General features: G+C 36.6%; 36 protein-coding genes. All 36 read left to right on the forward strand.

What is annotated here, in order from left to right; translation table 11 throughout:
• Positions 1-17: 17 nt before the first annotated feature.
• Positions 18-425, forward strand: a complete 408-nt coding sequence (locus MKY29_RS02950) for a sigma factor-like helix-turn-helix DNA-binding protein (protein WP_340878944.1) — start codon at positions 18-20, stop codon at positions 423-425.
• Positions 426-704: 279 nt separating this feature from the next.
• Complete coding sequence (locus MKY29_RS02955) at positions 705-995, forward strand: ImmA/IrrE family metallo-endopeptidase (RefSeq protein WP_340878945.1); 291 nt, start codon at positions 705-707, stop codon at positions 993-995.
• A 30-nt stretch (positions 996-1,025) separates the two neighbouring features.
• Positions 1,026-1,619 carry a helix-turn-helix domain-containing protein gene (locus MKY29_RS02960; RefSeq protein ID WP_340878946.1) on the forward strand — a complete coding sequence of 198 codons (594 nt, stop codon included), beginning with the start codon at positions 1,026-1,028 and terminating at the stop codon, positions 1,617-1,619.
• 23 nt (positions 1,620-1,642) lie between these two features.
• The gene (gene terL / locus MKY29_RS02965; RefSeq protein WP_340878947.1) at positions 1,643-3,007 is read left to right on the forward strand and encodes a phage terminase large subunit; all 1,365 of its coding nucleotides are present in this window, start codon (positions 1,643-1,645) and stop codon (positions 3,005-3,007) included.
• A 15-nt stretch (positions 3,008-3,022) separates the two neighbouring features.
• Positions 3,023-4,525 (forward strand): phage portal protein, encoded by a 1,503-nt coding sequence (locus tag MKY29_RS02970; protein ID WP_340878948.1) that lies wholly within the window; start codon positions 3,023-3,025, stop codon positions 4,523-4,525.
• Positions 4,509-5,966 carry a minor capsid protein gene (locus MKY29_RS02975; RefSeq protein ID WP_340878949.1) on the forward strand — a complete coding sequence of 486 codons (1,458 nt, stop codon included), beginning with the start codon at positions 4,509-4,511 and terminating at the stop codon, positions 5,964-5,966. Before MKY29_RS02970 ends, MKY29_RS02975 begins: the two co-directional genes overlap by 17 nt.
• A gap of 4 nt (positions 5,967-5,970) precedes the next feature.
• Positions 5,971-6,168, forward strand: a complete 198-nt coding sequence (locus MKY29_RS02980; protein ID WP_340878950.1) for a hypothetical protein — start codon at positions 5,971-5,973, stop codon at positions 6,166-6,168.
• A 61-nt stretch (positions 6,169-6,229) separates the two neighbouring features.
• Positions 6,230-6,409 carry a hypothetical protein gene (locus MKY29_RS02985; protein ID WP_340878951.1) on the forward strand — a complete coding sequence of 60 codons (180 nt, stop codon included), beginning with the start codon at positions 6,230-6,232 and terminating at the stop codon, positions 6,407-6,409.
• 6 nt (positions 6,410-6,415) lie between these two features.
• Complete coding sequence (locus tag MKY29_RS02990; protein ID WP_340878952.1) at positions 6,416-6,568, forward strand: hypothetical protein; 153 nt, start codon at positions 6,416-6,418, stop codon at positions 6,566-6,568.
• Between the two features lie 54 nt (positions 6,569-6,622).
• Complete coding sequence (locus MKY29_RS02995) at positions 6,623-6,850, forward strand: hypothetical protein (RefSeq protein WP_340878953.1); 228 nt, start codon at positions 6,623-6,625, stop codon at positions 6,848-6,850.
• A gap of 61 nt (positions 6,851-6,911) precedes the next feature.
• The gene (locus MKY29_RS03000) at positions 6,912-7,139 is read left to right on the forward strand and encodes a hypothetical protein (RefSeq protein ID WP_340878954.1); all 228 of its coding nucleotides are present in this window, start codon (positions 6,912-6,914) and stop codon (positions 7,137-7,139) included.
• A 2-nt stretch (positions 7,140-7,141) separates the two neighbouring features.
• Positions 7,142-7,351, forward strand: coding sequence for an Acb2/Tad1 domain-containing protein (locus MKY29_RS03005; protein ID WP_340878955.1), 210 nt, complete (start codon positions 7,142-7,144; stop codon positions 7,349-7,351).
• A 12-nt stretch (positions 7,352-7,363) separates the two neighbouring features.
• Positions 7,364-7,777, forward strand: coding sequence for a hypothetical protein (locus tag MKY29_RS03010; RefSeq protein WP_340878956.1), 414 nt, complete (start codon positions 7,364-7,366; stop codon positions 7,775-7,777).
• Positions 7,778-7,892: 115 nt separating this feature from the next.
• Positions 7,893-8,483, forward strand: a complete 591-nt coding sequence (locus tag MKY29_RS03015) for a phage scaffolding protein (RefSeq protein WP_340878957.1) — start codon at positions 7,893-7,895, stop codon at positions 8,481-8,483.
• A gap of 20 nt (positions 8,484-8,503) precedes the next feature.
• Entirely contained in the window at positions 8,504-8,815 is a 312-nt protein-coding gene (locus tag MKY29_RS03020) for a hypothetical protein (protein ID WP_340878958.1), read from the forward strand.
• Positions 8,816-8,847: 32 nt separating this feature from the next.
• Positions 8,848-9,873, forward strand: coding sequence for a major capsid protein (locus tag MKY29_RS03025; RefSeq protein ID WP_340878959.1), 1,026 nt, complete (start codon positions 8,848-8,850; stop codon positions 9,871-9,873).
• 15 nt (positions 9,874-9,888) lie between these two features.
• Positions 9,889-10,161, forward strand: coding sequence for a hypothetical protein (locus MKY29_RS03030; protein ID WP_340878960.1), 273 nt, complete (start codon positions 9,889-9,891; stop codon positions 10,159-10,161).
• A gap of 11 nt (positions 10,162-10,172) precedes the next feature.
• Entirely contained in the window at positions 10,173-10,571 is a 399-nt protein-coding gene (locus MKY29_RS03035) for a hypothetical protein (protein WP_340878961.1), read from the forward strand.
• The gene (locus MKY29_RS03040) at positions 10,568-10,927 is read left to right on the forward strand and encodes a hypothetical protein (RefSeq protein WP_340878962.1); all 360 of its coding nucleotides are present in this window, start codon (positions 10,568-10,570) and stop codon (positions 10,925-10,927) included. Before MKY29_RS03035 ends, MKY29_RS03040 begins: the two co-directional genes overlap by 4 nt.
• Positions 10,927-11,250: an HK97 gp10 family phage protein gene (locus MKY29_RS03045; protein ID WP_340878963.1), complete on the forward strand. Its 324-nt coding sequence runs from the start codon at positions 10,927-10,929 to the stop codon at positions 11,248-11,250. Before MKY29_RS03040 ends, MKY29_RS03045 begins: the two co-directional genes overlap by 1 nt.
• Positions 11,251-11,371: 121 nt before the next feature.
• Positions 11,372-12,145, forward strand: a complete 774-nt coding sequence (locus MKY29_RS03050; RefSeq protein ID WP_340878964.1) for a hypothetical protein — start codon at positions 11,372-11,374, stop codon at positions 12,143-12,145.
• A gap of 375 nt (positions 12,146-12,520) precedes the next feature.
• A complete protein-coding gene (locus MKY29_RS03055) occupies positions 12,521-12,943 on the forward strand; it encodes a phage tail terminator family protein (protein WP_340878965.1) in 423 nt (140 codons plus the stop codon).
• 6 nt (positions 12,944-12,949) lie between these two features.
• Positions 12,950-13,186, forward strand: a complete 237-nt coding sequence (locus tag MKY29_RS03060) for a hypothetical protein (RefSeq protein ID WP_340878966.1) — start codon at positions 12,950-12,952, stop codon at positions 13,184-13,186.
• Positions 13,186-14,499 carry a phage tail sheath family protein gene (locus tag MKY29_RS03065; RefSeq protein WP_340878967.1) on the forward strand — a complete coding sequence of 438 codons (1,314 nt, stop codon included), beginning with the start codon at positions 13,186-13,188 and terminating at the stop codon, positions 14,497-14,499. The genes MKY29_RS03060 and MKY29_RS03065 overlap by 1 nt, the downstream gene beginning before the upstream one ends.
• A 16-nt stretch (positions 14,500-14,515) precedes the next feature.
• Positions 14,516-15,028, forward strand: a complete 513-nt coding sequence (locus MKY29_RS03070) for a phage tail tube protein (RefSeq protein ID WP_340878969.1) — start codon at positions 14,516-14,518, stop codon at positions 15,026-15,028.
• 50 nt (positions 15,029-15,078) lie between these two features.
• Positions 15,079-15,318, forward strand: coding sequence for a hypothetical protein (locus tag MKY29_RS03075; protein WP_340878970.1), 240 nt, complete (start codon positions 15,079-15,081; stop codon positions 15,316-15,318).
• A gap of 1 nt (position 15,319) precedes the next feature.
• Complete coding sequence (locus tag MKY29_RS03080) at positions 15,320-15,748, forward strand: phage tail assembly chaperone (protein ID WP_340878971.1); 429 nt, start codon at positions 15,320-15,322, stop codon at positions 15,746-15,748.
• A 250-nt stretch (positions 15,749-15,998) separates the two neighbouring features.
• The gene (locus tag MKY29_RS21995; RefSeq protein ID WP_445677862.1) at positions 15,999-16,214 is read left to right on the forward strand and encodes a DUF2614 family zinc ribbon-containing protein; all 216 of its coding nucleotides are present in this window, start codon (positions 15,999-16,001) and stop codon (positions 16,212-16,214) included.
• A gap of 83 nt (positions 16,215-16,297) precedes the next feature.
• Positions 16,298-18,406, forward strand: coding sequence for a tape measure protein (locus MKY29_RS03085; RefSeq protein ID WP_340878972.1), 2,109 nt, complete (start codon positions 16,298-16,300; stop codon positions 18,404-18,406).
• Positions 18,407-18,409: 3 nt separating this feature from the next.
• Positions 18,410-19,075, forward strand: coding sequence for a LysM peptidoglycan-binding domain-containing protein (locus MKY29_RS03090; protein WP_340878973.1), 666 nt, complete (start codon positions 18,410-18,412; stop codon positions 19,073-19,075).
• Positions 19,072-20,031 carry an XkdQ/YqbQ family protein gene (locus MKY29_RS03095; protein WP_340878974.1) on the forward strand — a complete coding sequence of 320 codons (960 nt, stop codon included), beginning with the start codon at positions 19,072-19,074 and terminating at the stop codon, positions 20,029-20,031. The genes MKY29_RS03090 and MKY29_RS03095 overlap by 4 nt, the downstream gene beginning before the upstream one ends.
• A 19-nt stretch (positions 20,032-20,050) precedes the next feature.
• Complete coding sequence (locus MKY29_RS03100; RefSeq protein ID WP_340878975.1) at positions 20,051-20,392, forward strand: DUF2577 domain-containing protein; 342 nt, start codon at positions 20,051-20,053, stop codon at positions 20,390-20,392.
• Positions 20,392-20,808, forward strand: coding sequence for a DUF2634 domain-containing protein (locus MKY29_RS03105; protein WP_340878976.1), 417 nt, complete (start codon positions 20,392-20,394; stop codon positions 20,806-20,808). The genes MKY29_RS03100 and MKY29_RS03105 overlap by 1 nt, the downstream gene beginning before the upstream one ends.
• Positions 20,795-21,874, forward strand: a complete 1,080-nt coding sequence (locus MKY29_RS03110; RefSeq protein ID WP_340878977.1) for a baseplate J/gp47 family protein — start codon at positions 20,795-20,797, stop codon at positions 21,872-21,874. Before MKY29_RS03105 ends, MKY29_RS03110 begins: the two co-directional genes overlap by 14 nt.
• Positions 21,867-22,415, forward strand: a complete 549-nt coding sequence (locus MKY29_RS03115) for a putative phage tail protein (protein WP_340878978.1) — start codon at positions 21,867-21,869, stop codon at positions 22,413-22,415. Before MKY29_RS03110 ends, MKY29_RS03115 begins: the two co-directional genes overlap by 8 nt.
• Positions 22,415-23,518 carry a hypothetical protein gene (locus tag MKY29_RS03120; RefSeq protein ID WP_340878979.1) on the forward strand — a complete coding sequence of 368 codons (1,104 nt, stop codon included), beginning with the start codon at positions 22,415-22,417 and terminating at the stop codon, positions 23,516-23,518. Before MKY29_RS03115 ends, MKY29_RS03120 begins: the two co-directional genes overlap by 1 nt.
• The last annotated feature ends 7 nt before the right edge of the window (positions 23,519-23,525 follow it).

Below are 23,525 nucleotides of genomic sequence, written 5' to 3' on the forward strand. Positions count from 1 at the left end.
CTATAGGAGTGAAGTGAATGGAAGTCATAGATTGCTATAAAGATGTTGTGAGGAAAATAGATATCTTAGAACGCGAATTAGAAATTATTGAAGTGGAAATGACCTTTTGGTTCGGTAAATTAGCATTCGGCGGTCGAGGTTCAGCAAAGTTTGGGATGTTAGCTGCAATGGATAATACCCAGGACATTTATAACAAAAAGTATGATGTACTAAAGCTCCTTGAATTTTATAAAGAAATGGAAGAGGAGATGCGATTAAGCATTGAAGGTCTGGAAGGTGTACAATACAAAATTGCTCGTCTAAGAGTTCTAGAAGGTATGACATATCAAGAAATTGCAGATGAATTAGGATTGACTCATGGGTATGTTAGACAAGTTTCTTCAAAAACGAACAAAAAACGAACAGACATATTGAAAAATGCATGATAATCTTATATTAAGTACTACTATATACAAGGTTAGGTGTGTAGGTAGTACATAAACTATATATATTTATATAAGGCGCTCACGCTCATTGTGGGTGCTTTTTTATTATGCTTTGAAGACTACATATCACACAGTCATAAAACAATCGTGGGCTAATAGGTAGCAACTACTTTAACGGTTTATAGAGTGTAGTGTGCAGACGTTAGCTATCAGTAGGGCTAGATATGGTATGTAGTTTTGAAAGTATAAAAATCATTACAGAAATTTAAATCTAAAGGAGTGGTCATCATAATACCTAAAAAAGTAAGAATTGCTGGCATTGAATATGGAGTTGCAGAAATTGATCATTTCCAAAGAGATAACGACATTCTAGGACAAATACTTTATACGCACGGAATTATTAAAATAGATAGCTCTATTGCGAACGACAGAAAAGAACAGGTATTTGTTCATGAACTATTACACGGAGTATTTTTTGAAGCTGGGATAGAGGAACAAGATGAAGATTTGATTAATCGAGTGGCAATAGTTCTTTATCAAGTTTTGAAAGATAACAGATTTGAATTCTAAAAAGCAAATAGCATAATGGGGTGATACGATGTGAAAAAAAATAAAGGAGGAGCTAGAGGTAAGTATCTTGAATGGCTTACACCAGAAGGATTAATTCGTTTAGAAGGATGGGCACGTGATGGACTGACTAACGAGCAAATCGCACATAACATAGGAGTCACTCGAAAAACGTTACAAGAATGGATAACGAAGTATAGTGACATAAGTGACACCTTAAAAAGAGGCAAGGAAGTTATAGACTTTGAAGTTGAAAATGCCATGCTAAAACGTGCTCTAGGCTATGAATATAGCGAAAGAAAGTATGCTCAAGTAGAAATGTCTGAGGAAGAACATTATGCCTTAAAAAAAGTAACAGTGAATCGATATAAGATGGAAAATCCAGAGGCAACTTTTGAAGAAATAAAGCTTGCAGAACTACAAGTATCTAAATATAAGAGTGTACTTGTTGAGGAAAAGATAAAAGATGTTGCGCCAGATACAACCGCTCAAATCTTCTGGTTAAAGAATCGTAAACCAGATAAGTGGAGAGATAAGCAAAACATTGAACATAGTGGCTCTATGGAGATTAATAACCCTTTGAAGGGGTTAACAACAGAAGAGTTAAGGAAGCTGATAGACAAATGACAGACCTAGATAAAATTAAACAGATGGCCAAGATAGAACTTGCTAACCGTGAGTTCTTTTATTTTTGTCATTTGTTAGCTCCAGACTTCTATGCTACTGATCGTCAATATCTCATGGATCTATGTAATGATATGCAAGAGTTTTATGAATCAGATGATGATGTGCTGATTATTAACGTTCCACCCAGACACGGAAAGAGTAGAACGGCAGTTATGTTAGCTCAATGGATATTCGGACAGAACCAAGATGAAAAGATAATGACAGGCTCTTACAACGAAACCTTATCCACAATGTTTTCAAAGGGTGTACGTAACGGTATATCCGAAGAAAAGGCTGATAAGGACCGTATTATCTATAAAGATATCTTTCCTAACGTGCACATTAAACAAGGTGATGCAGCTATGAACTTATGGAGTTTAGAGGGTGGATATAACAACTACCTTGCAACATCTCCAACAGGTACGGCAACGGGTTTTGGTGCTTCAGTATTAATCATTGATGACTTAATTAAAAACTCTTTAGAGGCATATAACGCCCTTACACTTGAAAAGCATTGGGATTGGTTTACGAATACAATGCTCTCTCGTCTAGAAGAAGGCGGTAAAATCATTCTAATTATGACCAGATGGGCTAGTAATGACTTAGCTGGTATGGCGCTAGAACATTTTAAGGGTGAGAAAAAGAAAGTTCGTCAAGTACTGATGAAAGCATTGCAAGAAGATGGCTCCATGTTGTGTCCTGCTGTTCTATCTAAAGATAGTTATGATATGAAAGTTCGAGCAATGGGTATTGATATCGCTTCAGCTAACTATCAACAAGAGCCTATTGACGTTAAAGGTCGTTTGTATAGCAAATTCAAGACTTATGATGGCGATCTACCACAGTTTAAAGAGATAAAGAACTACACAGATACGGCAGATACAGGCGCTGATTATCTTTGTTCTATCAACTATGGTGTCACGTTTAGTAATGAAGCCTATGTGCTTGATATTTTATATACGAAAGATGGTATGGAAGTCACTGAACCGAAACACGCCAAGATGCTTTTTGAAGGTAATGTTGGTTGGTCAGATGTCGAGTCGAATAATGGTGGTAGAGGATATGCGAGAGCTGTTGAAAGGCTATTAGTAACCAATCATAATTCTAATCGCACTCATATAGAGCCATTCCATCAATCGAAAAACAAACAGGCTCGTATATTATCAAATGCAACCTGGGTGATGGATCACATCTACTTCCCTTCCAACTGGAAAGATAGATGGCCAGAGTATTATGAGGCAATGAGCAAGTACCAAAAAGAAGGTAAGAACAAACATGATGATGCACCAGATGCTACTACAGGAATAGCTGAAAAGATTGGCATTGGTGATGTATTTAGTTTTGATTAAGAGAGGTGATAATGCATGGAGTATTTCCCGTTTCAAGGTTCTGGAACAGATACAGAAGAACTTAATAACATAATTGCTACTGGTGCTCAAGCAATCATTAACAATTTAACGTTGCTTGAAAGAGAGATCACTAAATTCAAGACCTCTCAAAAGCGTGAATGGATGATTAAAGGCGAACTGTATTACGAAGGTGAACATGATATCTTAACACACGAACGAAAAGTAATAGGGGTAGGTGGGCGCTTAGTGAAAGCTGAAAACCTACCAAACAATAGAATATTGGATAACCAATATGCTAAATTAGTAGATCAAAAAGTTAACTATCAACTGGGTAAGCCGCTCACATTAGAAACCGAGAACGATACCTATCTAAAATTATTGCAAAAGATATTCAATAAACGGTTTCATCGTACATTAAGGAATATGGGATTAGATGCATTGAATGGAGGTATAGCGTGGCTCTATCCATACTATAACGAACAAGGTGAATTTACCTTCAAGCGCTTTCCTAATAGCGAAATATTACCTTTTTGGAAAGATGCAGAACATACTATACTCGATTCAGCTGTTCGCATGTATACAGAGTCAGGATATGAGGGTGATAAAGAAGTTTTGTATGAGAAAGTAGAAGTGTATACCTCTAACGGTGTTAAATGCTACGTGTGGTTTAATGGTCGATTGGTTGAGGATGTTGAGAAGCCTCCTATTTCATATTTAACCATCGAAGATGAAGATGGTAAGGAAATTCAATTGAACTGGCAGAGAGTACCGTTAATACCTTTCAAATTCAACATTAAAGAAATACCGCTGCTGAAACGTGTGAAGTCCTTACAAGATGGAATTAACACCATGTTGAGTGACTTCGAGAACAATATGCAGGAAGATGCACGTTCTACAATTCTTATACTGCATAACTATGATGGACAGAACTTAGGGGAGTTTAGACGAAACCTTGCACAGTATGGAGCCGTTAAAGTCCGTAGCTCGGATGGTTCAAAGGGTGGCGTGGAGTCATTACAAATTGAAGTCAACTCCGATAACTATAAAGCAATCCTTTCACTCTTTAAAAAGGCTCTTATTGAAAATGGACGTGGTTATGATGCAAAAGATGAGCGTATGGCCAACAATCCTAATCAAATGAATATCCAGTCTATGTACAGTGACATTGATCTCGATGCTAATGGAATCGAAACAGAGTTCCAGGCATCATTTGAAGAGTTACTTTGGTTTGTCAATATGCATTTAGCTAATACAAATCAAGGTGATTATGAAAATGAAGAAGTGAATGTGATATTTAACCGAGATATTTTAATAAACGAAATGGAAGTTGTGGAGGTATTGGATAAGTCAGCTTATTTACCACTAGAAACGCGGATTGCACAACACCCATATGTAAGTGATGTACAGCTTGAATTGAAACGTTTAAAACAAGAGCAAAAAGAACAAATGGATCAATACGATAACTACGAAACAACTTTTAAAGAGAAACAAGGTGGCGTAGATGGCACAACCACGTAGTTATTGGCAAAAGCGATTTGAACTGCTAGAGGATATGCAATATAACAAAAGCGCCTCATATAACAAGGATTTAGAGAAGGCCTATATCCAAACGATGAAAGAAATTGAAAAAGATATAGCTCGTTGGTATCAACGTTTTGCAACGAATAATGAAATATCATTGGGTGAAGCAAAACAATTATTAAGAACTAACGAATTGAAAGAGCTGCAGTGGTCCGTAGAGGATTACATCAAGTATGGTAAGGAAAATGCACTCAATCAGAAGTGGATGAAGCAACTTGAAAATGCTTCTTCTCGTGTCCATATAAGCCGTTTAGAAAGTTTACAACTACAACTTCAGCAACATGTTGAAAGACTGTATGGAGAGCAAATTGAAGGTTTTGAGCGACTCATAAAAGAGACATACCAAGATCAGTATTATCATGCAGCATTCGAAATACAAAAAGGCTTTGAAGTTGGTTTTACTTTGCAAGCACTTGATGAGGTGCAACTATCGAAAGTCATTAGTAAGCCATGGACTGCTGATGGAACAACATTTAGTGGCAAGATATGGCGAGATAAAAACTTATTGTTAGATACACTACACACAGAATTGATTCAGTCCATAGTTCGTGGTGAATCACCACAAAGGATGATTTCAGTTATTCAAAACAAAATGAATACATCTCGTTCAAACGCTACTCGTCTTGTCATGACGGAATCAGCGTTTTTTAGTGCCTCTGCTCAAAAGGATGCATTTAAGTCATTGGATGTAGAACAGTATGAGATCATCGCAACACTAGACGGTAGAACAAGTGATGTTTGTCAGTCTATGGACGGGAAAGTATTTAAGTTAAGTGATTTCGAACCTGGTGTTACTGCTAATCCATTTCATCCAAGATGTAGAACAACAACTGCACCATATTTTGAAGATGATAATAGCCAACGTATTGCTCGAGGAGATGATGGCAAGACATATCACGTCCCGGCGAATATGACTTACAAAGAATGGTATAATGAGAGTGTAGTGAAACCAAAAGAACTAGCAGCACGTATAGAAAAAGAGAAGCAAGAAAAAGTAAAAGAAGAAATTAGAAATGATATAAGAAATGGTATTTACAAGTTAGATCATAATAAAAATCGTTACGATAATCATAATCCAAAACATAAGAGGTACGATGAATACATTGAAAGGAATAAAGTTAAAGGAAAGCAAAAACCGAGTTATTTAACTGTTTCGTTTGAAGAAGCAAATGATTTAGTGAAAAGTCTAGCGGGTACTGGTAATATAAGATTAATGAAAAACGGTTCATGGGATAAAAAAGAAACAATAGTGAATAATTCTGTTATTGGAATTCATGTAAATCAGGATACAGGAGTAGAAACTCCTACTAATGCCTTTAAATTACATTATGGCAAAACAGGTACCCACATAGTCCCGACTTTAGTAGATAAGGAGTGATTTTATGGAGCTTTGGAAATATACACAAAAGAAAGTTAGAGTAGTATTTACTGACGGTGATATCATGACAGGATTTGTCCGAGATTACACCGATCAAGAGGACACAGAAAACGATTTTGATGAACTTGACTTTATTCCTGATGGTCAAGAAGAAATCTCAATTGGAGAAAATGAGATAAAATCAATAGTTGTTATCGAATAAAGCACCTAACCAAGCAAAACGGTTGAGTGCTTTTTATTATGTCTAGTAGGCGGTGAAACCTATGAAGGGTTTAACTAAAGAGAGAATGATCCAAATAATACAAGCAAACTTTGGGGATGGTGAAGTTATCCTTGAACGTGAAAGTCGCTTAAAAACTATGTGGGATCAATTCGGTGACGATTATTTTATTGAGCATAACGAATGGACACTAACCAAAAAGAATGAAAATTGGAAGGAATGAAGCTTCATGGATTTCGATGAATTCAAAGAAGAGGTTTTGAAGCAAAAGGGAAATGCACCAATTACAATTACAGATGAGGACTTATTTAAAATGTATTTAAGTCATGTAGTTATTGGAAAGTGGAATCATGAGCAAGAAAAGAAACTTAAAAAGAGGTAAATCTGCTAAGTCGTCCAGTACGGCTTTTTATTATGCCTTGAAGGTGGTGAGAGAATGATTTACTTAGCGTGGTTTATATTATTTTTATTTGCTGTGGGGTGCATTGCATTGGTAGTTAAGGCTATTGTAGTTGCAAGTCGTGGAACAATAAACACACCATTATTTCATAATCAGGATCAATTCAACAAAGCGGAGGCTATTATTCAGCTGATACCTAAATACTCCGTCAATAATTCACATTGGTTTACTCATACATTCATGCGCCCTCGCAGGAAAGGATAGGTGGTCCAGTATCTTCGAGCTATCGGTTAAATAGCAAATATGATTGTGGAGCGACTAGTAAATGGAACTAACCAAGACAGAACAAGTCATAGTAGTTTCTATGATTGCAACAACAGTTGGCTTAGAGGCATGTATCGGTTTATTAGGTGAAGAAACCGTAAAGAAATTAGATGAGATATCAAATAATATTGCAAGGAATACAACACCTAATGAAATGGAATTATTAGGAACAAACGTAATTAAGAAATTAGTTGATAGCATATTAGAAACAGAAAAGAAGGGAGAATAAACATGCCAAATCCAGAAATTGAAAACAACTTCAAATACCATTCACCAAAAGTAGGTCAACCTGAAAAGTATACTGCTATTCGCGAGAAGGCAAAAGAGCTAGCCTATCTGATTGAGGAAACTTGCCCAAACAGTCGTGAGAAGTCGGTTGCTATAACTAATTTAGAAACTGCAGTAATGTGGGCGAATGCTTCCATTGCTAGAAACAAATAGGGGGTTATAAGCATGCCTGTAATAGATATAGCTCAACTTATCGAAGAAGAAAATTTGAAGGCAGAAATAGATGCACTTTCTACAATTAGAGAAAACCTATTCAAAGAAAACAAAAGTGCAGAAGCCGTTGTAATAATAAATGTACAGAAAAGATTAAAAGCGATATTACTGAAAAAACACACCGAACCAGTTGTAGATGGAAACTTAATCTGGACGGTTGTAAGTAGATGCGGATGCACTATTGAAGAAGCCAAATCATTATTGTCTGATGAAGCATCCAAAAGTTTCATTCTAGCTAGCCTTGAACTAGAACAGAAGAAGAGTTCACCAAGACAAAACACTGTTAACATCACCGTAAATAAAGAAGCTGATATCGATAGTATTGCTAAAAATATAGAAAGTGTTCTATCAACAGAGTTTATCTGAAGAATAAATAATCCTAAAAACACCCCGTCTTTTTGGTATTGCAGACGTAAAAGAACAAGACAAATCCGTGGACGATACCCACGAAAAAAAGCGTAATTTGAAAGGATGAGAAAACGTGAATAAAGAAGCATTAATAGCATTAGGTTTAACACCAGAGCAAGCCGATAAGGTAATCGAAGGTTATGGTACGACGATACCTAAGTCTCGTTTTGATGAAGTGAACAATGCCAAGAAACAGCTTGAAACGGATATAGCTTCTCGAGATAAACAACTAGAGGAACTAAAGAAAGTGGATGCAGCTGGATTACAGGCACAAATCGAAAAATTGCAAGGTGAAAATGCAACAGCAAAACAAGAGTATGAATCCAAATTAAAAGATACTCAACTTTCCAGCGCTATCAAACTTGCGCTCACCGGGAAGGTACACGATGCAGATATCGCTATTTCACAAATCGATAAAACAACAATTGAATTGGATACAGAAGGTAAAGTTACTAAAGGTCTTGATGAGCAGTTAAAAACACTGCAAGAATCAAAGCCTTTTTTGTTTGTTCCAGAAAAGAAGGAACAGAAATATAAAGGGTGGGATCCTGCTAGTAGCAATCTAGATAAGGATAATCCTCAAGATATCGGTAGTAACTTTGCTAAAGAAGCTAATTCCAAAGGAGCCCCTGCAGAAAAAGCTTTAAATCCGTGGGGTCAATAAAATAAAAGGAGGGCATCTAAATGCCATATGTAAGCGAAACAAGAAACTATAACCGTGTTAACTTTTTAGCATCTTCAAAAGTACAATCCTTCACTACTCTCGTTAGTGACGTAGGAGTTACTGCTGTTGACGGAAAGAAAGTCGTGAAAGCAGGTACAGTTTTACCGTTAAATGATGCAACTGCTAAAGGTATTCTATACAACGATGTGGACGTAACGCACGGACCACAACCAGGTGCATTGATTGAAGAGGGTTATATCCTTGAAGCACGTTTACCTGTTGCTCCTTCAGTAGAAGCAAAAACTGCTTTAACAAAAATTACATTCAAATAATTAACTTATAAATTGAGAGGTGGAAAACCAACATGCCAGACATTTTAGAACTATTTAATCAGAAAACAGTATTAAACTACTTGAAAGAACGTGTGTTAACTCCATATTTAGGAGAAACACTTTTCCCTGAAGTAAAACATGACACATTAGAATTCGAATACCTAGTAGGGGCTAGTAACTTACCAGTTGCAGCTAAAATCCATGCATTTGATACAGAAGCTGAAATTGGATCTTTAGATTTCAACGATAAAGCGCTTGAAGCTGCATATATCAAAAAGAAATACCAAATCAAAGAGAAAGATCTAATTGCCTTACAATTCCCGCGCACTCCACAAGAACAAAAAATATTAGTCGGTCGAGTGTTTAACTTAATTGATCGTGCGGTAGGGGATGTTCGTGCAGAGGTTGAAATTATGCGTATGCAAGCTCTTGCTAATGGTGAATTAACACTTGCAATTGATGGTGGAGGTACTCTAGAAGTAGATTATCACGTGCCTGATGCAAACAAAGAAGCTCTTGCAGGTGCCGATATTTGGGGTACTGGAACGGAGAACATAATTGGAGATTTAGAGCGTTGGGCATCTGCATTAGATGAGAAGCCTACGCGTGCTTTAACTTCTCAAAAGATTGCAAGTCAGATATTACGTAATTCTAAAGTAATTGGATATCTATTCGGCAAGGATAGCGGACGCGTAGCGACAATGGGTGATCTAAATAGTTTCTTAACGTCTCATCAATTGCCATCTATAGCAGTTTATGATGCAAAGTATCGTGTGCAAAATGCTAATGGAACGTATACAACACAGCGTTACTTCCCTGAAAATAAATTCGTTATGTTCGGCTCTAGTACGTTAGGAGAGACATTACATGGACCTACTCCTGAAGAAAGTCGTTTACTACGTCAAGGCAATGAAGAAGTAACTAATGTCGGAAATGTAATTGGTATGGTTTATGAAGAAAAACTAGATCCAGTAACAACTTATGCGAAAGCTGCAACAACTGCAATTCCTTCATTCCCTGAAGCAAATAACGTATTCCAAGCGCAACCAATGGCTTAAGAGGAGGAAATCATAATGAAACAAGTACAAGTATTGAAAGTTCCAGTGCGCTATAACGGTGTTACTCATGCCCCTGGTGCATCTTTTGAAATGGAAGATGAGCATGTTAATGAAAACATAGTGAAGGTCATTGGTGAAGTTGCAGTAGATAATACTCCTAGTGAATTCGAAGGTAAAACCTTGGATGAGTTAAAAGCTTATGCGGAAGAACACAAAATTGATATTGGTAAAGCTTCGACAGAAGAAGGTATCATCAAGAAGATTGAGGATGCTCAAAAAGCTGAATAGGGCGTGATTAAATGCTTGAAGCAGTAAAAGAACGAATAAAATCACTTGGCATTACGGTGTCGAGTGTACCAGATAATCCAGATGAGTATATGTTGAAATTCTCTATTGATAAAGTAACTAATCATATAAAAACACAAACTAACTTAAGTTTCATTCCTGTTCCTCTGCACCATATCGCTGTTGATATGGTTGTAGGGGAGTTTTTGTTGATGAAAAAGAGTATGGGCCAGTTAACTATTGATGGTCTCGACTTCGGTCTTGTTGCAAAAACAATACAAGATGGAGATACGACAACTACCTTTGCAATCGATAAGGATAACCTAACTCCAGAAGCTAGTTTTAATGCGTTCATCAACTATCTAAGACACGATGCATATGATTTTATCGCGTATAGGGTGTTGACATGGTGAATGCTAGAAGACGTGCTATAGAGTCGTTATATAAGGGAGTTTGTACGATTTATGAAATGCAAAAAGTAAAAGATCCTATTACTCATCAAACAACTACTAAAGAAGTAATGGTGCTTGAAAATCAAAAGTGTAAGTTATCGTATGAAAAGATTGCATCTGCTAATCAAACTACTGCAGCCGCAACTATTGCTCTATCCACCAAGCTTTTCATTGCTCCTGAGATTATTGTGAAGGCTGGTTCTAAAATTGTTGTTACTCAATATAATCGAACATCTGAATTCAGTAGAAGTGGAGAGCCAGGCATATTTATGGACCACCAAGAAGTTATGTTAGAGCTCTTTAAGGAGTACGCATAATGGCTAGGTGGGGCAGTACTGACTTTCGACAATTAAAAAGACTGCAAAAGAAGATGGAAAAATTACAAAGTGGTGACTTCGATAAGTTTTGCGAAGAAGCTGCTAAAGAATTAGCTGCACGATTACTTGGAAAAGTAATTAGAAGGACGCCTGTAGATGATGGTGTGTTACGTAGAGGCTGGACAGTTACAACACATGCAGAAGCTGAATCAAGCAGCAGTAATAAAAATGTTAAAGCTTATGCGGAATCCCTTATAGTAACTAAAGTGGGTAGCACATATGAAATAGAGATTATCAATCCTGTGAACTATGCCTTAACATAATGGGGCATATAAAACCGAGCAAAATCGGTAAAAGCTAAATCTTATTTGTTATTATGTAGAGATTGGACATCATTTAGTATTTCAGATATGATTAAATCATCAAATACTAGAGGTGAACAATATGGCAGAATTTAAAGATTTGACTGGTCAAACTTTCGGCAAATTAACTGTTATGAAATTCTCTCGAGATGTAAAAAGCGGCAAGCGTTTTAGGAAGTACTGGGAGTGCATTTGTGAATGTGGTAAAACAAATGAAATTAGAACAGATTCGTTAACGTCCGGAAAGGTCACTTCATGCGGATGTTTGAAGAACGAACAAGATCAAATAAACCTTATTAAAAATCATCGACATAAAATGAGTGGAACAAGATTATACGGAATATGGCAAAAGATGAAAGATCGCTGCTATAACTCTAATTTGAGGTCATATGAAGATTATGGAGCTAGAGGAATTAAAATATGTGATGAATGGTTAGTGCCTGACAATTTCATTGATTGGGCTCTTGCAAATGGATATAAAAACTATCTAACGATTGACAGAATCGATAACAATGGGAATTATGAACCGACTAACTGTAGATGGAGCACTTCAAAAGTGCAAGCAAGAAACCGGAGATCAAATATTGAAGTTGAATATCTTGGGAAAAAAATGACTATGATCGAAGTTGCTGAAAAATCAAGTATTTCGTATAGAGCATTAATCGCTAGATATCGAAGGGGCATTAGAGGTGAAAAACTTTTCTTACCTTTACAAGATGTTGGAGAATCAAGAGAATTAAATTATAACGGTAAAATAATAACTTTGAGAGAGTTATCAGAAATAACAGGGATTAATCTTAATACTTTAAAAAGTAGATGGAGAGCCGGAAAAAGAGAGTCAGAGCTTTATAAATAAGATATGCCAATACCGAGGTAACTTACTAGATTGCGAAAGGCTAGTAAGCACCGTAGAGCGTAGAAGGTGAATAAATATAATCCTTCCATGAGTGCTCGGAACAATCAGGACATCAAATGTGATGTCTTTTTTGTTATGATGTACGCCGAACCGGGGACGAATTGACGTTCCGTAATGAGAGGAAACTCCCGGAAGTAGAGGATAAAAAGCCTTTACGATAACAAAATGCCTATGTTGAATTTGGACACAGGACAGCTAATCACGCTGGATGGGTAAATGGTCGTTTCATGCTAACCATTTCAGAACAGGAATTAGATACACAAGCACCTAAAATTCTTGAAAAGAAATTAATGAAATTCCTAGGCGGTGTTTTTGATGGAAATTAATGACGTAATAACCGCTATCTCTATAAAGCTATACGAGACATTTGGTGAAGCATATGAAATCTATACAGAATCAATGGAGCAAGGCTTTAAAGAGCCTTCTTTTTTTATTCTTTTGTTACAACCAGAGTTTAATCAAGTAGTTGGTAATAGGTATCACGAAACATTACCTTTTGATATTCACTATTTTGGACCTGGTTATATGGATGCCTATAGTAAGGCAAATAAACTCATGAGTGAAATGGAGTATATCAAGTTATTGAATGGTGATTTACTTCGTGGAACCAAAATGAAAGGTGAAGTTATTGATGGAGTGCTTCACTTTTTTGTTAATTATAATTTCCATGTTTATAAGGTTACGGATCCATTAGACAAAATGGAAGACTTACAACTAAATAATGGTTTAAAGAGGTGATACGACATGGCTAGAACAAAGCCAATCAAACAATCAGCAGAAGAGTCTACATTCGATTTAGCAGAGCAACAGTCAAAAGAGATAGCTACTTTCAAGTTCTCTAAACAACAACTCATATCCAGTAAGAAATATGCATTCCAACGAGATGTCTTAAACGCATTATTGAAGGATGGGCAGGTATATACGTTTAGTGAAGTTGATCAACAATTAAATATTTTTTTGAAAGGTAAGGTGAAGAAATAATGGCTTTAGGTGGAGGTATTTTTCTAACGCAAAATAAAAAGTTAAATGGCGTATACATGAACTTCATCAGTGCTGCCCGTGCCACTGTTAATCTCGGTGACCGTGGCTATGTCGCTCTTCCAGTTGAACTGGATTGGGGTGTAGACGGTGAAGTATTTACCGTCACACAAGCTGATTTACAAAAGAATTCACGTACTATTTTTGGATATGATTATACGGATGAAAAGTTACGTGGTATTCGTGATTTATTTAAAAACATTCATACCGCTTATTTCTACAAGCTGATAAAAAATGGTGTAGCTGCATCGAATACTCTCGGTTCTGCAAAGTACAAAGGTGTTCGAGGTAACGACCTTAAAACAGTCGTAACCGTTAATGTGGATGATCCTACAAAAATGGACGTATTAACTTATCTGGGAACTAGTTTAGTTGATTCACAAACGGTTCTGCCTAACACAGATAATTTAGTCGATACCGATTATGTAATGTGGAAAGAGAATGTGATAATCGCTGAATCAGCAGGCATCCCTTTTACTCTTGGATCAAATGGTGATCCTGTAGAGGGAGCTGAACATCAAGAAGCATTAGATGCATTAGAACCCTATTCATTTAATGCATTAGGTTGTTTGTCTACAGTAGATGTAGTCAAAAGCCTATACTCTGAATTCACTAAACGCCTACGTGACCAAGTTGGTGTTAAATTTCAACTAGTACTGCACAAAAAGCCTTCTGTGGATCACGAAGGTGTAATTAGCGTTAAAAACGATGTAACAGATGCTGAGAATATTGCTTCTGCAGTTTATTGGGCAACTGGCGCTACAGCTGGATGTGCGATTAACAAATCAAATACCAATAAAAAATACGATGGTGAATTCACTATTGATACTAAGTTTAGTCAGCCACAACTGGAAGCTGCTATCGATGATGGCGAGTTTGTCTTCCATAAGGTTGGCGATGAGGTTCGTGTACTGGATGATATCAATACCTTTACTACATTCACTGAAGACAAAAATTCAGATTTCAGTAGCAATCAAACCATTCGTGTTCTTGATCAAATTGCAAATGATATAGCCGTATTGTTCAATACGAAATACCTTGGTCAGATGCCGAATGATAGAGCTGGTCAAATTTCACTTTGGAATGACATTACTTCGCATCATCAAGAATTGCAACGTTTACGTGCAATTGAGGATTTCAAACCAGATGATGTGACTGTAGAAAAAGGAGAAACAAAAAAATCAGTTGTTGTATCTGATTTAGTGACTCCAGTTAATGCAATGGCTCAACTATATATGACTGTAACGGTTGCCTAAGAAAGGAGAGAAAATGATGCCTAAAGAAAAAACATTGCTTAAATTAAATCTACAACACTTTGCTCAGACCATGAATGCAAAGGATTCTGTAAGTGCTGCACTCGCTGAATGTTTCATTACTGTTGAAGGTAATCGCTACAATTTCATGCAGATTATCGATTTTGAATCCACAATCGATAAAACAAAAACAAAAGTGCCTATCTTAGGTAAAACAGGTAAAGGTAATAAGTCTACAGGATGGGAAGGTACTTTCAGTGGTACTGCCCATTACAATCAATCGATTTTCCGTGATTTACTTTATCGTTTTAAAGAAACAGGCGAGGATATTTATTTTGATATCCAAGTTACGAATGAAGATCCAACTTCAAGTGTTGGTCGTCAAACAGTTATTCATAAAGACTGTAACTTAGATGGCGGAGTGCTAGCTAAATTCGATGCAGATGGTGAGTATCTGGATGAGCCAATCGATGGAACATTCGACGACTTCGAGATTCCAGAGAAGTTTGGTCTGTTAGCAGGCATGCAATAATTAAAGGCTCACTTCGGTGAGCTTTACCTTTTTTATGAGGAGTGTCTACGATGGCAAAAATAGAAGTTAGTAATATTTTAAGTACTGTTGTTCCAGTTGGTATTACTCCAAATGAACATTACAAAAACTTATATATGGAAATTGGTAACTTTTTTATTGAAAATGCAGAAACACTAGCAAGTGATGTAATGGATTTAACAGGGAATCAAGAATACAAAATACAACTTGATGTAAATGAACTAGTTTCCATAGAAAAAACAACAAATTATTTAGTAGAGGGGAAAAAATAATATGAGTAACTTAACAGCATTTTTAGCGCAAAACGCAATTAAGGTAGAGAATATAAAATATATAGCTTCTAAACGGTTTGTTAACGAAGATGGTAAGCCAATTGAGTGGGAAATCGCTTCTATTACATCAGATGAGGATGAGCTATTGAGAAAAACGTGCACTAAGCGTGTTCCGGTGCCAGGTAAACGGAATATGTATGTTCCGGAAACTGATTTCAATGCTTACGTTACAAAGCTTGCAGTAAAATGTACTATTTACCCAAATCTGAATGATAAAGAAGTTCAAGATTCGTATAATGTTATGGGGGCAGAACAATTATTGAAAATAATGCTAACCCCTGGAGAATATGCAGATTATGCAAACAAAGTACAAGAAGTAAATGGCTTTAATATTCCCCTTGAGGATGCAGTAGAAGAAGCAAAAAACTAATAGATGGAGGCGATTATGACGCGAATATCGCTTATTATTGCCTCCACAAGTTTCATAAATGGCCATCAGAGTACGAAGCTTTACCAAAGTATGAAAAAGCAATGGTGATAGCTTGTGTGCAAATTAAGATGGAAGCTGAAAAGAAAGAACAAAAAGAAGTTAGTAGAAAAGGACGAAGAAAGAAATAGGTGGAAATATTTGCGTTCTTTGGTGTATGCTTATTGCATATATTTAATCGAGGAGTGAAGACGTGTTATCAATAATATTATTTGTGATAATAGGAATATTTTTTATATTATTGCTAGGTGCTTTTATCATAGTCCCTTTTAAAATGGCTGCTTCTAAACCTTTCGAATGCCCGACTTGTGAAAATAAATTAAAGTTGATTACAAAAACTGCTAAATGTCCTCATTGTAAAACAAAGCTATACAAACATGTGAGCGGCGAATATAGAGTTAGCGTATAGCTTAAATAACCGAATATAAAAAATAATCTTTAGAGTGCGATTTTTCGTGCTCTTTTTTGTGTTCCAAAAAGGCGGTGAGATTAATGGCAACTATTCGTACATCTATACAAATTACGGACGGGATGTCTAGAGCGTTTCAATCAATGAATAGTGCAATGAATATAGTATTAAGCAGTTTTGAATCTTTACAAAGCGCCTCAAGTAATGCAATAGATACAGCCAGTATACAAGCAGCAAGACGCGAATTAAATCAAGCTGAATTAGCATTTAATGAAATCGAACAAGAAATTAGACAGGCGGATGCAGCGCAAGAAGATTTCAACCAAGAAATAACTCAAGGTACGAATGCAGCAGATGGACTTTTAGGTAAATTAGGTGGCATTTTAGCAACCTACCTTAGTATTCAGGCAGCAGGCAATGTACTTGGTATTTCAGATGCTCTAGCTCAAACTTCTGCCCGTTTAGACTTAATTAATGACCAACGACAAACTACCGTTGAACTTGAGCGAATGATTTTTGATTCTGCAGAAAGAGCAAGAGCCTCCTATATGGATACAGCAAACATTGTGGCTAGAGTAGGTGCGAATGCAGGAGATGCTTTCAGTAGTACCGCGGAAATGGTAGCTTTTGCTGAGCAATTGAATAAAAAGTTCAAAATAGCAGGGGCTACAACAGAAGAAATGAGTTCTGCATTACTGCAATTAACACAAGGTCTTGGTTCGGGTGTATTACGAGGCGAGGAATTAAATGCAGTGTTTGAAAGTGCTCCAAATATTATCCAAAGTATTGCTGACTATTTAGATGTCCCTATAGGAAAAATACGAGAAATGGCTTCGGATGGAATGATTACCGCTGACATTGTTAAAAATGCAATGTTCTCTGCGGCAGAAGAAACGAATGCGGCATTTGAGAATTTGCCTATACTATTTTCTGAGATTTGGACTAGCTTTAAAAATCAAGCTCTTTGGGCGTTTCAGCCTGTTTTACAAAAACTAAATGAAATAGCTAATAATGAAAAGTTTCAAAATACAATATCAAGTATCGTTGATTCTTTATATGTCCTATCGGCAGTCGCTACTTGGACAATCAGTCAAGTTATGGCTATTGGTGGATTCATGTATGATCATTGGTCAATTCTAGGTCCAATTATCCTAGGTGTGAGCGGTGCCTTTTTAACATTTGTTACTTATTTAACATTAGTAAAAGCTGCAACAATAGCGGTTGCTATAGCCCAGTGGTATTGGAACCAAGCTATGATGGCAAACCCAATAGGGTTAATAATCGCTGGCATTGTACTGTTAATTGGTCTTTTTTATGCTGCTGTTGGGGCTGTTAATCATTTCGCAGGAACTTCAGTTAGCGCCACGGGTATTATTGCTGGAGCAATTGCAATGTTAGGGGCATATATTTACAACCAAATTGCTTTTATATGGAATCTCTTTTCAGCTCTTGTTGAGTTCATTGTGAACTTGTTTATTGGGAATTTTGAGTATAACGTGAAACGAGCATTTGTAAATGTTGCCAACGTAGCGTTAGACATGGCAATGGCTATGACAGAAGGGTTTGATAGTGCTGCCACTAACTTAGCTAATATGTTCGTGGATGGTGCCAACACCGCAATAAAGGCAATAAACAAGGTACTAGATGCATTAGATCAAATTCCAGGAATTGATATCGGGAGTATTGGTGAACTAAGTCATACTACATCTATTACCGGTGATTATAGTAACATGCGTTCTAAGATGAATGATTGGCTTGGCGATACTCCTGCAGACTATTGGGAAGCACCTAAAATGGATATGAAGTCATTTGGTGGAGCATGGGATACAGGGTATGACTGGGGATCAAATCTTTCCTTAGGTAATGATAAAGATATTTCCATATCAGTAGATCCACTTCAAGATGTTTTAGCAGGCTTACAAGGTTCTATGAATCCTCTTAAAGACAGTGGTAAAGACACTGCAGGCAATACCGCTAAGATGGCCAAATCAATGGAAGCATCTGAGGAAGATTTGAAATACCTTAGAGATGCAGCGGAACGAGAAATTATCAACCGATTCACGACTGCAGAAGTGAAAGTGGATATGACTAACCACAATAACATTAATAATGATATGGATCTGGACGGCATCATTGATCACTTTGGTGAAAAACTTGAAGAAACTTTGGTTACAGTAGCGGAAGGGGTGTAGGGAATGGCATATAGTTTTTTCTTAGATGGTGTGCAGTTCCCTATTGCCCCATCTAGTATGGAAACACAAATAAACAATAACAATAAAACAATCACTCTTATAAATGAGAGTGAGGTAAACATATTAAAGAAACCAGGGCTAACAGATATTTCATTTGAACTGTTACTACCCAATTCAAAATATCCATTTGCCGTATATCCAGATGGCTTTCAACCTGCAACTTACTATTTAGAGAAGCTAGAAAACCTTAAGTTATCTAAAAAACCATTTCAATTTATCGTTTCCAGAATGAAACCAAATGGGGATTTACTCTTTGATACGAATTTGAAAGTATCTTTAGAAGATTATCCAATTCAAGAAGATGCTGAAAATGGTTTTGATATTGTCGTATCTCTAAATCTTAAACAATATCGTGAATATGGTACTAAGGTGCTTGAGTTAAAAAAACCTAAAGTAGCAGGTAGTAAATCTATTGCTAAAACAACAAAACCTAGAGCTTCCAATAAGACGACTCCGAAAACACATAAGGTAGTAAGTCGTGATACGTTATGGGCTATCTGTAAGAAGTATTACGGAAAAGTGACTAAGACGATGACAGATGAGTTAGCCGCTAAAAATGGCATAAAGAATCCAGACCTCATTTACCCTGGGCAGGTGATTAAACTTTGAGTGTTGAGTTGATTATTCAGAGTGGTGCAAGGTTGATGGAACCGTCCGTAGAAGAAGGTATTGTATGGGAAACAGCAAGAAAAGGTGTTCCTGGTAAATTAACTTTCAAAGTAGTTAATGATGATCCGTTAACTTTTCAAGAAGGAAATGCGGTCCGTTTTAGTAAAGACGGACAGAATGTTTTCTACGGTTTTATCTTCACAAAAAAGCGTGCAAAAGATGGTTTGATAAACGTAACAGCGTATGATCAATTACGCTATTTGAAGAATAAAGATACTTATGTTTACACAAACAAAACGGCATCTCAGTTTATTAAAATGGTTGCCGCTGATTTCAGGTTAAATGTCGGTACCATCGAGGATACTTCTTATAAAATTGCATCTAGAGTAGAAGATAACAAGACATTGTTTGATATGTTTCAAAACGCTTTAGATCTGACCATGGATAACAAAAAGGAAATGTATATCTTGTACGATAATTTTGGGAAGTTGACTCTTAGAAATGTTTCCAAGATGAAGTTAGATGTCATTATTGACGAAGAAACAGGAGAAAATTATGATTACTCATCTTCTATTGATTCGAACACATATAACAAGATAAAACTTGCTTATGAGAACGAAAAGACAGGTAAACGTGAAATATTTATCGCACAGGATAGTAATCATATTAATGAGTGGGGAATGCTTCAGTTCTTCGAAACTATTAAAGAAACAACTAACGGAAAATTAAAAGCAGATACCCTATTATCTATGTATAATCGCAAAACACGTAGTCTTAGCGTTAGTAAAGCATTTGGGAATATATATGTGCGTGGAGGTAACTTGGTCCCTGTTAACTTAAATCTAGGAGATATCAAGGTGATGAATTACATGCTCGTAGAAAACGTGAAACATACATTTTATGAAAATGAGCATGTCATGGATATACAGTTTATTGGCGGTGATTTCGTTGCGTAACATGGATGATATCTTAAAAATGTTTAAGAAAGCTGCTAAAGATGCAATTGAAGCTTCAGATCCAACAGCTATACAGTTTGGTGAGGTTATTAGTATTGCTCCATTAAAGATATTAGTAGAGCAAAAGAAACTTTTAACTATAGCCCAATTAGTCTTAACCAGGAATGTGAAAGATTATGAAATTGAAATGACGGTGGAACATGTAACAGAGGAAGGCAATGGTCCTGATACACATACCCATGAATATAAAGGAAAAAAGAAGTTTACTGTACACAATGCACTTAAAATAGGTGAGAAAGTAATGTTAGTCAAAATGCAAGGTGGTCAAAAGTACATTGTTTGGGATAAAGAGGTGAGTTAATGATTCCAGAAGTGAATGACGGATTAACAATGGACTTTGAAGAAGTTACCGAACTACCTAGTAAAACGTTTAATTTAAATACTGCTAAGAATCGCATTGTTGGGTTTATCGATGAAATCGAAGCCTTGAAACAGGCGATTTTTTTAATACTGAATATTGAACGCTACGACTACATCATCTATTCATGGAACTACGGGGTGGAATTGAGTGACCTGTTTGGTAAGCATATTCCGTTTGTACTTCCAGAAATAAAAAGAAGAGTAACAGAAGCGTTAGTTCAAGATGATCGTATTGATAGCGTGGATACTTTTAATTTCGTAGTAAACAAAGGGAAAGTACTTGCTACTTTTACCGTCCACTCTATTTATGGAGAAATTGAGGCGGAGAAAGAGGTGATGGTAAATGCTGCAGCTTGATACAACATATGAAGAATTAGTGGAAGAAAAATTAGATCAAGCAGATAGTTCACTAGATACACGCGAAGGATCCATTTTATTCAATGCATTTGCCATAAACAGTATAGAAATCATTCAAATGTTACAAACAATCATTGCAAATAGTAATGAGGCTTTTGCTGATACCGCTTCTAGACCAAATTTAATCAAGCGTGCTGCAGAACGTGGTTTAAAACCATTGGTTGCCACTAAAGCTAGATTACGAGGGATATTTAATATCAATGTGGATATCGGAGCTAGGTTTTCACTTGATAATTTAAATTACGTTGTAATCGACAAAATCGCTGATTTAGAATTTGTTCTAGAATGCGAAACGGTAGGAGATATTGGAAATCAATACCTTGGTACACTTATTCCCATTGATTATATAGACGGACTGACAACTGCTGAGCTAGTTGAGGTTTTGGTACCAGGTGAAGATGAAGAAGATACTGAAGTATTTAGAGCTCGTTACTTCGATTCATTCGATTCTGAAGCATTTGGAGGGAACCGGAAGGATTATAAAGACAAAGTAAACAGCCTGCCTGGTGTCGGTGGTGTACGTGTCTATCGTGCTTGGAATGGTGGAGGGACTGTTAAATTGGTGATTATCAATTCCCAATTTGAACAACCAACACAAACTTTAGTGGATGACGTGCAGTTCGCAGTGGATCCCTTAGAAGCACAGGGAGAAGGAATTGGTATTGCTCCTATTGATCACATCGTTTCTGTTTTTGGAGTAGACGAAACGCCAATTGATATAACATTAAACATTACCTATCAAAACGGTTGGTCGTGGGCTGACATTGAAGCAAATGTCCATACCGTAATTGATGACTATTTTAGAGAATTAGCAGAAGAATGGGCTAAAGCTAGTACCTATGAAGAAGATCATGCTGGTCTGATCGTTCGCATATCTCAAATTGAAATCCGTTTATTGGGCGTGGCAGGAGTCATTGATATTGCCGATACTGTCTTAAATGGTGGCACATCGAATGTTGCTATAGATAAAGAATCAATACCTAAAAGAGGTGTTGTAATTGGCTAGAGAAGTGGATGTGTTAAGTTACTTACCTCCAATTTTTCATGAGATCAAAGAAATGATAGAGATTGCTAAAGTAGAAAATCCACTTCTGGAATCCCTTTGGCAAGAGATTGAAAACGCTTTGTTAGATCAGTTCTTATTAAGTGCTACAGAGCGTGGTATCAAGCGTAATGAGGACATGCTTCACATAGTAACAATGGCAACGGAATCACTGGAAACAAGACGTTTTAGACTTTTAACAAGGTTTAATGAACAAGTTCCTTACTCTCGCCCTGTGCTACGTAATCTACTAAATACATTACTAGGTGAAAATGGATATGAGCTAATAATCAATGCTGCAGATAAAACGTTGAAAATTAAAATTGAGCTTACTGTAAAAGGAATGTTTGAAGCGGTAGAGCAAATGTTAGAAAGAATCACCCCTCAAAATATGTTGTTAACTGTTGAGCTTCGCTACAACCAACATATCAAGCTAGCTAATTACACACACGGTCAATTATCAGCATATACACATGAGCAATTAAGAAATGAGGTGTTAACGTAATGCCAACGAATACTACAAATTTTAGTTTGATTAAACCAGGACAAGAAGAATTTTATAATGTAGATGTTCCAAATGCCAATATGGACACTATTGACGGAGTGCTAAAAACTTTGCAAGATGCCATTAGTTCGGGAGCAAGTGAGCAGGATTTAAAAGTTTTGCGGGATGCTCTTGCGACGCATTTGGCCGAACCCTCGTCACATGTTTATTACGCAGACGATACAGGTACTGCAAACGCTAAAATAATTGCAATAACCCCAGTTGTAGCTTACGCAAAAGGATTAGGTATCTCATTCACTAATAAGACTGAAAACACTGGAGCCGTTTCGCTAAATGTGAATGGTTTAGGTCCTATACCTATTCTTAAATCTAATGGAAACCCTTTATCGAGTGGAAACTTAAAGACAAATAGCATTTATACAGTTCGTTTCAATGGAACGTCTTTTATCTTACAGGGTGAAGGGGGTGAGTATGGAACGGCTACAGCAGCGGATGTAATAGCTGGGAAAACGATAGGGACAGAAGAAGGTTTGAAAACTGGTACTATTCCTAACTACTCTGGTATAAGTCCAGGTGCAAATGGCATACCATCAAACGGTGGTATTTACGCTGATAGATTTGAGTACGATGTTTTACCTCCGAAGTCTGGATATTATGACACGGCATCAAAAGTACATCAGATATTAACAAACCTTATTTCGTCTAATATTAGGGCAGGGGTTGTTATACCAGAAATAGGTATCACAGGTACGCTAACCGCGGAACAGTTAGGCGCATTTATGGCGGCAACAGGGACGGTTGTAGCTAATACTTCTAATAATTATACAGATGGTAGTGGTAATAATGTGCAATTGGGAACAGTAGTAGTAAATGTATTAAACTTCAAACCTACTTTAGTAGTTCTTTATAACATTTCAGATGGTATTTATACTACTATTTATCATCCTTTACTGGCTTATGGCACAAATTCGACTGCTAATATTAACGTTAGTGGATTGAGGGGCATTAAACTTATGGGCATAGCATCTGTGGACGCTACAGGGTTTGTAATGCCTGTATCCGTACAAGGTGGAACATACAGATACTTTGCATTAAAAATATAGGGGTGAA

This window comes from Psychrobacillus sp. FSL K6-2365, from assembly GCF_038003165.1.
GTDB classification, from domain to species: domain Bacteria; phylum Bacillota; class Bacilli; order Bacillales_A; family Planococcaceae; genus Psychrobacillus; species Psychrobacillus psychrodurans.

Bases quoted from the DNA above. Each gene is read 5' to 3' on its own strand.
- MKY29_RS02970 (WP_340878948.1), top strand. From the start codon at position 3,023: ATGGAGTATTTCCCGTTTCAAGGTTCTGGAACAGATACAGAAGAACTT.
- MKY29_RS03055 (WP_340878965.1), top strand. From the start codon at position 12,521: ATGGAAATTAATGACGTAATAACCGCTATCTCTATAAAGCTATACGAG.
- MKY29_RS03060 (WP_340878966.1), top strand. From the start codon at position 12,950: ATGGCTAGAACAAAGCCAATCAAACAATCAGCAGAAGAGTCTACATTC.
- MKY29_RS03065 (WP_340878967.1), top strand. From the start codon at position 13,186: ATGGCTTTAGGTGGAGGTATTTTTCTAACGCAAAATAAAAAGTTAAAT.
- MKY29_RS03025 (WP_340878959.1), top strand. From the start codon at position 8,848: ATGCCAGACATTTTAGAACTATTTAATCAGAAAACAGTATTAAACTAC.
- MKY29_RS03100 (WP_340878975.1), top strand. From the start codon at position 20,051: ATGTTTAAGAAAGCTGCTAAAGATGCAATTGAAGCTTCAGATCCAACA.
- terL (WP_340878947.1), top strand. From the start codon at position 1,643: ATGGCCAAGATAGAACTTGCTAACCGTGAGTTCTTTTATTTTTGTCAT.
- MKY29_RS03120 (WP_340878979.1), top strand. From the start codon at position 22,415: ATGCCAACGAATACTACAAATTTTAGTTTGATTAAACCAGGACAAGAA.
- MKY29_RS03020 (WP_340878958.1), top strand. From the start codon at position 8,504: ATGCCATATGTAAGCGAAACAAGAAACTATAACCGTGTTAACTTTTTA.
- MKY29_RS02950 (WP_340878944.1), top strand. From the start codon at position 18: ATGGAAGTCATAGATTGCTATAAAGATGTTGTGAGGAAAATAGATATC.
- MKY29_RS03045 (WP_340878963.1), top strand. From the start codon at position 10,927: ATGGCTAGGTGGGGCAGTACTGACTTTCGACAATTAAAAAGACTGCAA.
- MKY29_RS03075 (WP_340878970.1), top strand. From the start codon at position 15,079: ATGGCAAAAATAGAAGTTAGTAATATTTTAAGTACTGTTGTTCCAGTT.
- MKY29_RS02985 (WP_340878951.1), top strand. From the start codon at position 6,230: ATGAAGGGTTTAACTAAAGAGAGAATGATCCAAATAATACAAGCAAAC.
- MKY29_RS03105 (WP_340878976.1), top strand. From the start codon at position 20,392: ATGATTCCAGAAGTGAATGACGGATTAACAATGGACTTTGAAGAAGTT.
- MKY29_RS03030 (WP_340878960.1), top strand. From the start codon at position 9,889: ATGAAACAAGTACAAGTATTGAAAGTTCCAGTGCGCTATAACGGTGTT.
- MKY29_RS03090 (WP_340878973.1), top strand. From the start codon at position 18,410: ATGGCATATAGTTTTTTCTTAGATGGTGTGCAGTTCCCTATTGCCCCA.
- MKY29_RS02975 (WP_340878949.1), top strand. From the start codon at position 4,509: ATGGCACAACCACGTAGTTATTGGCAAAAGCGATTTGAACTGCTAGAG.
- MKY29_RS03000 (WP_340878954.1), top strand. From the start codon at position 6,912: ATGGAACTAACCAAGACAGAACAAGTCATAGTAGTTTCTATGATTGCA.
- MKY29_RS03110 (WP_340878977.1), top strand. From the start codon at position 20,795: ATGCTGCAGCTTGATACAACATATGAAGAATTAGTGGAAGAAAAATTA.
- MKY29_RS03035 (WP_340878961.1), top strand. From the start codon at position 10,173: ATGCTTGAAGCAGTAAAAGAACGAATAAAATCACTTGGCATTACGGTG.
- MKY29_RS03070 (WP_340878969.1), top strand. From the start codon at position 14,516: ATGCCTAAAGAAAAAACATTGCTTAAATTAAATCTACAACACTTTGCT.
- MKY29_RS02980 (WP_340878950.1), top strand. From the start codon at position 5,971: ATGGAGCTTTGGAAATATACACAAAAGAAAGTTAGAGTAGTATTTACT.
- MKY29_RS03010 (WP_340878956.1), top strand. From the start codon at position 7,364: ATGCCTGTAATAGATATAGCTCAACTTATCGAAGAAGAAAATTTGAAG.
- MKY29_RS03080 (WP_340878971.1), top strand. From the start codon at position 15,320: ATGAGTAACTTAACAGCATTTTTAGCGCAAAACGCAATTAAGGTAGAG.
- MKY29_RS03085 (WP_340878972.1), top strand. From the start codon at position 16,298: ATGGCAACTATTCGTACATCTATACAAATTACGGACGGGATGTCTAGA.
- MKY29_RS03005 (WP_340878955.1), top strand. From the start codon at position 7,142: ATGCCAAATCCAGAAATTGAAAACAACTTCAAATACCATTCACCAAAA.
- MKY29_RS02995 (WP_340878953.1), top strand. From the start codon at position 6,623: ATGATTTACTTAGCGTGGTTTATATTATTTTTATTTGCTGTGGGGTGC.
- MKY29_RS03050 (WP_340878964.1), top strand. From the start codon at position 11,372: ATGGCAGAATTTAAAGATTTGACTGGTCAAACTTTCGGCAAATTAACT.
- MKY29_RS02990 (WP_340878952.1), top strand. From the start codon at position 6,416: ATGGATTTCGATGAATTCAAAGAAGAGGTTTTGAAGCAAAAGGGAAAT.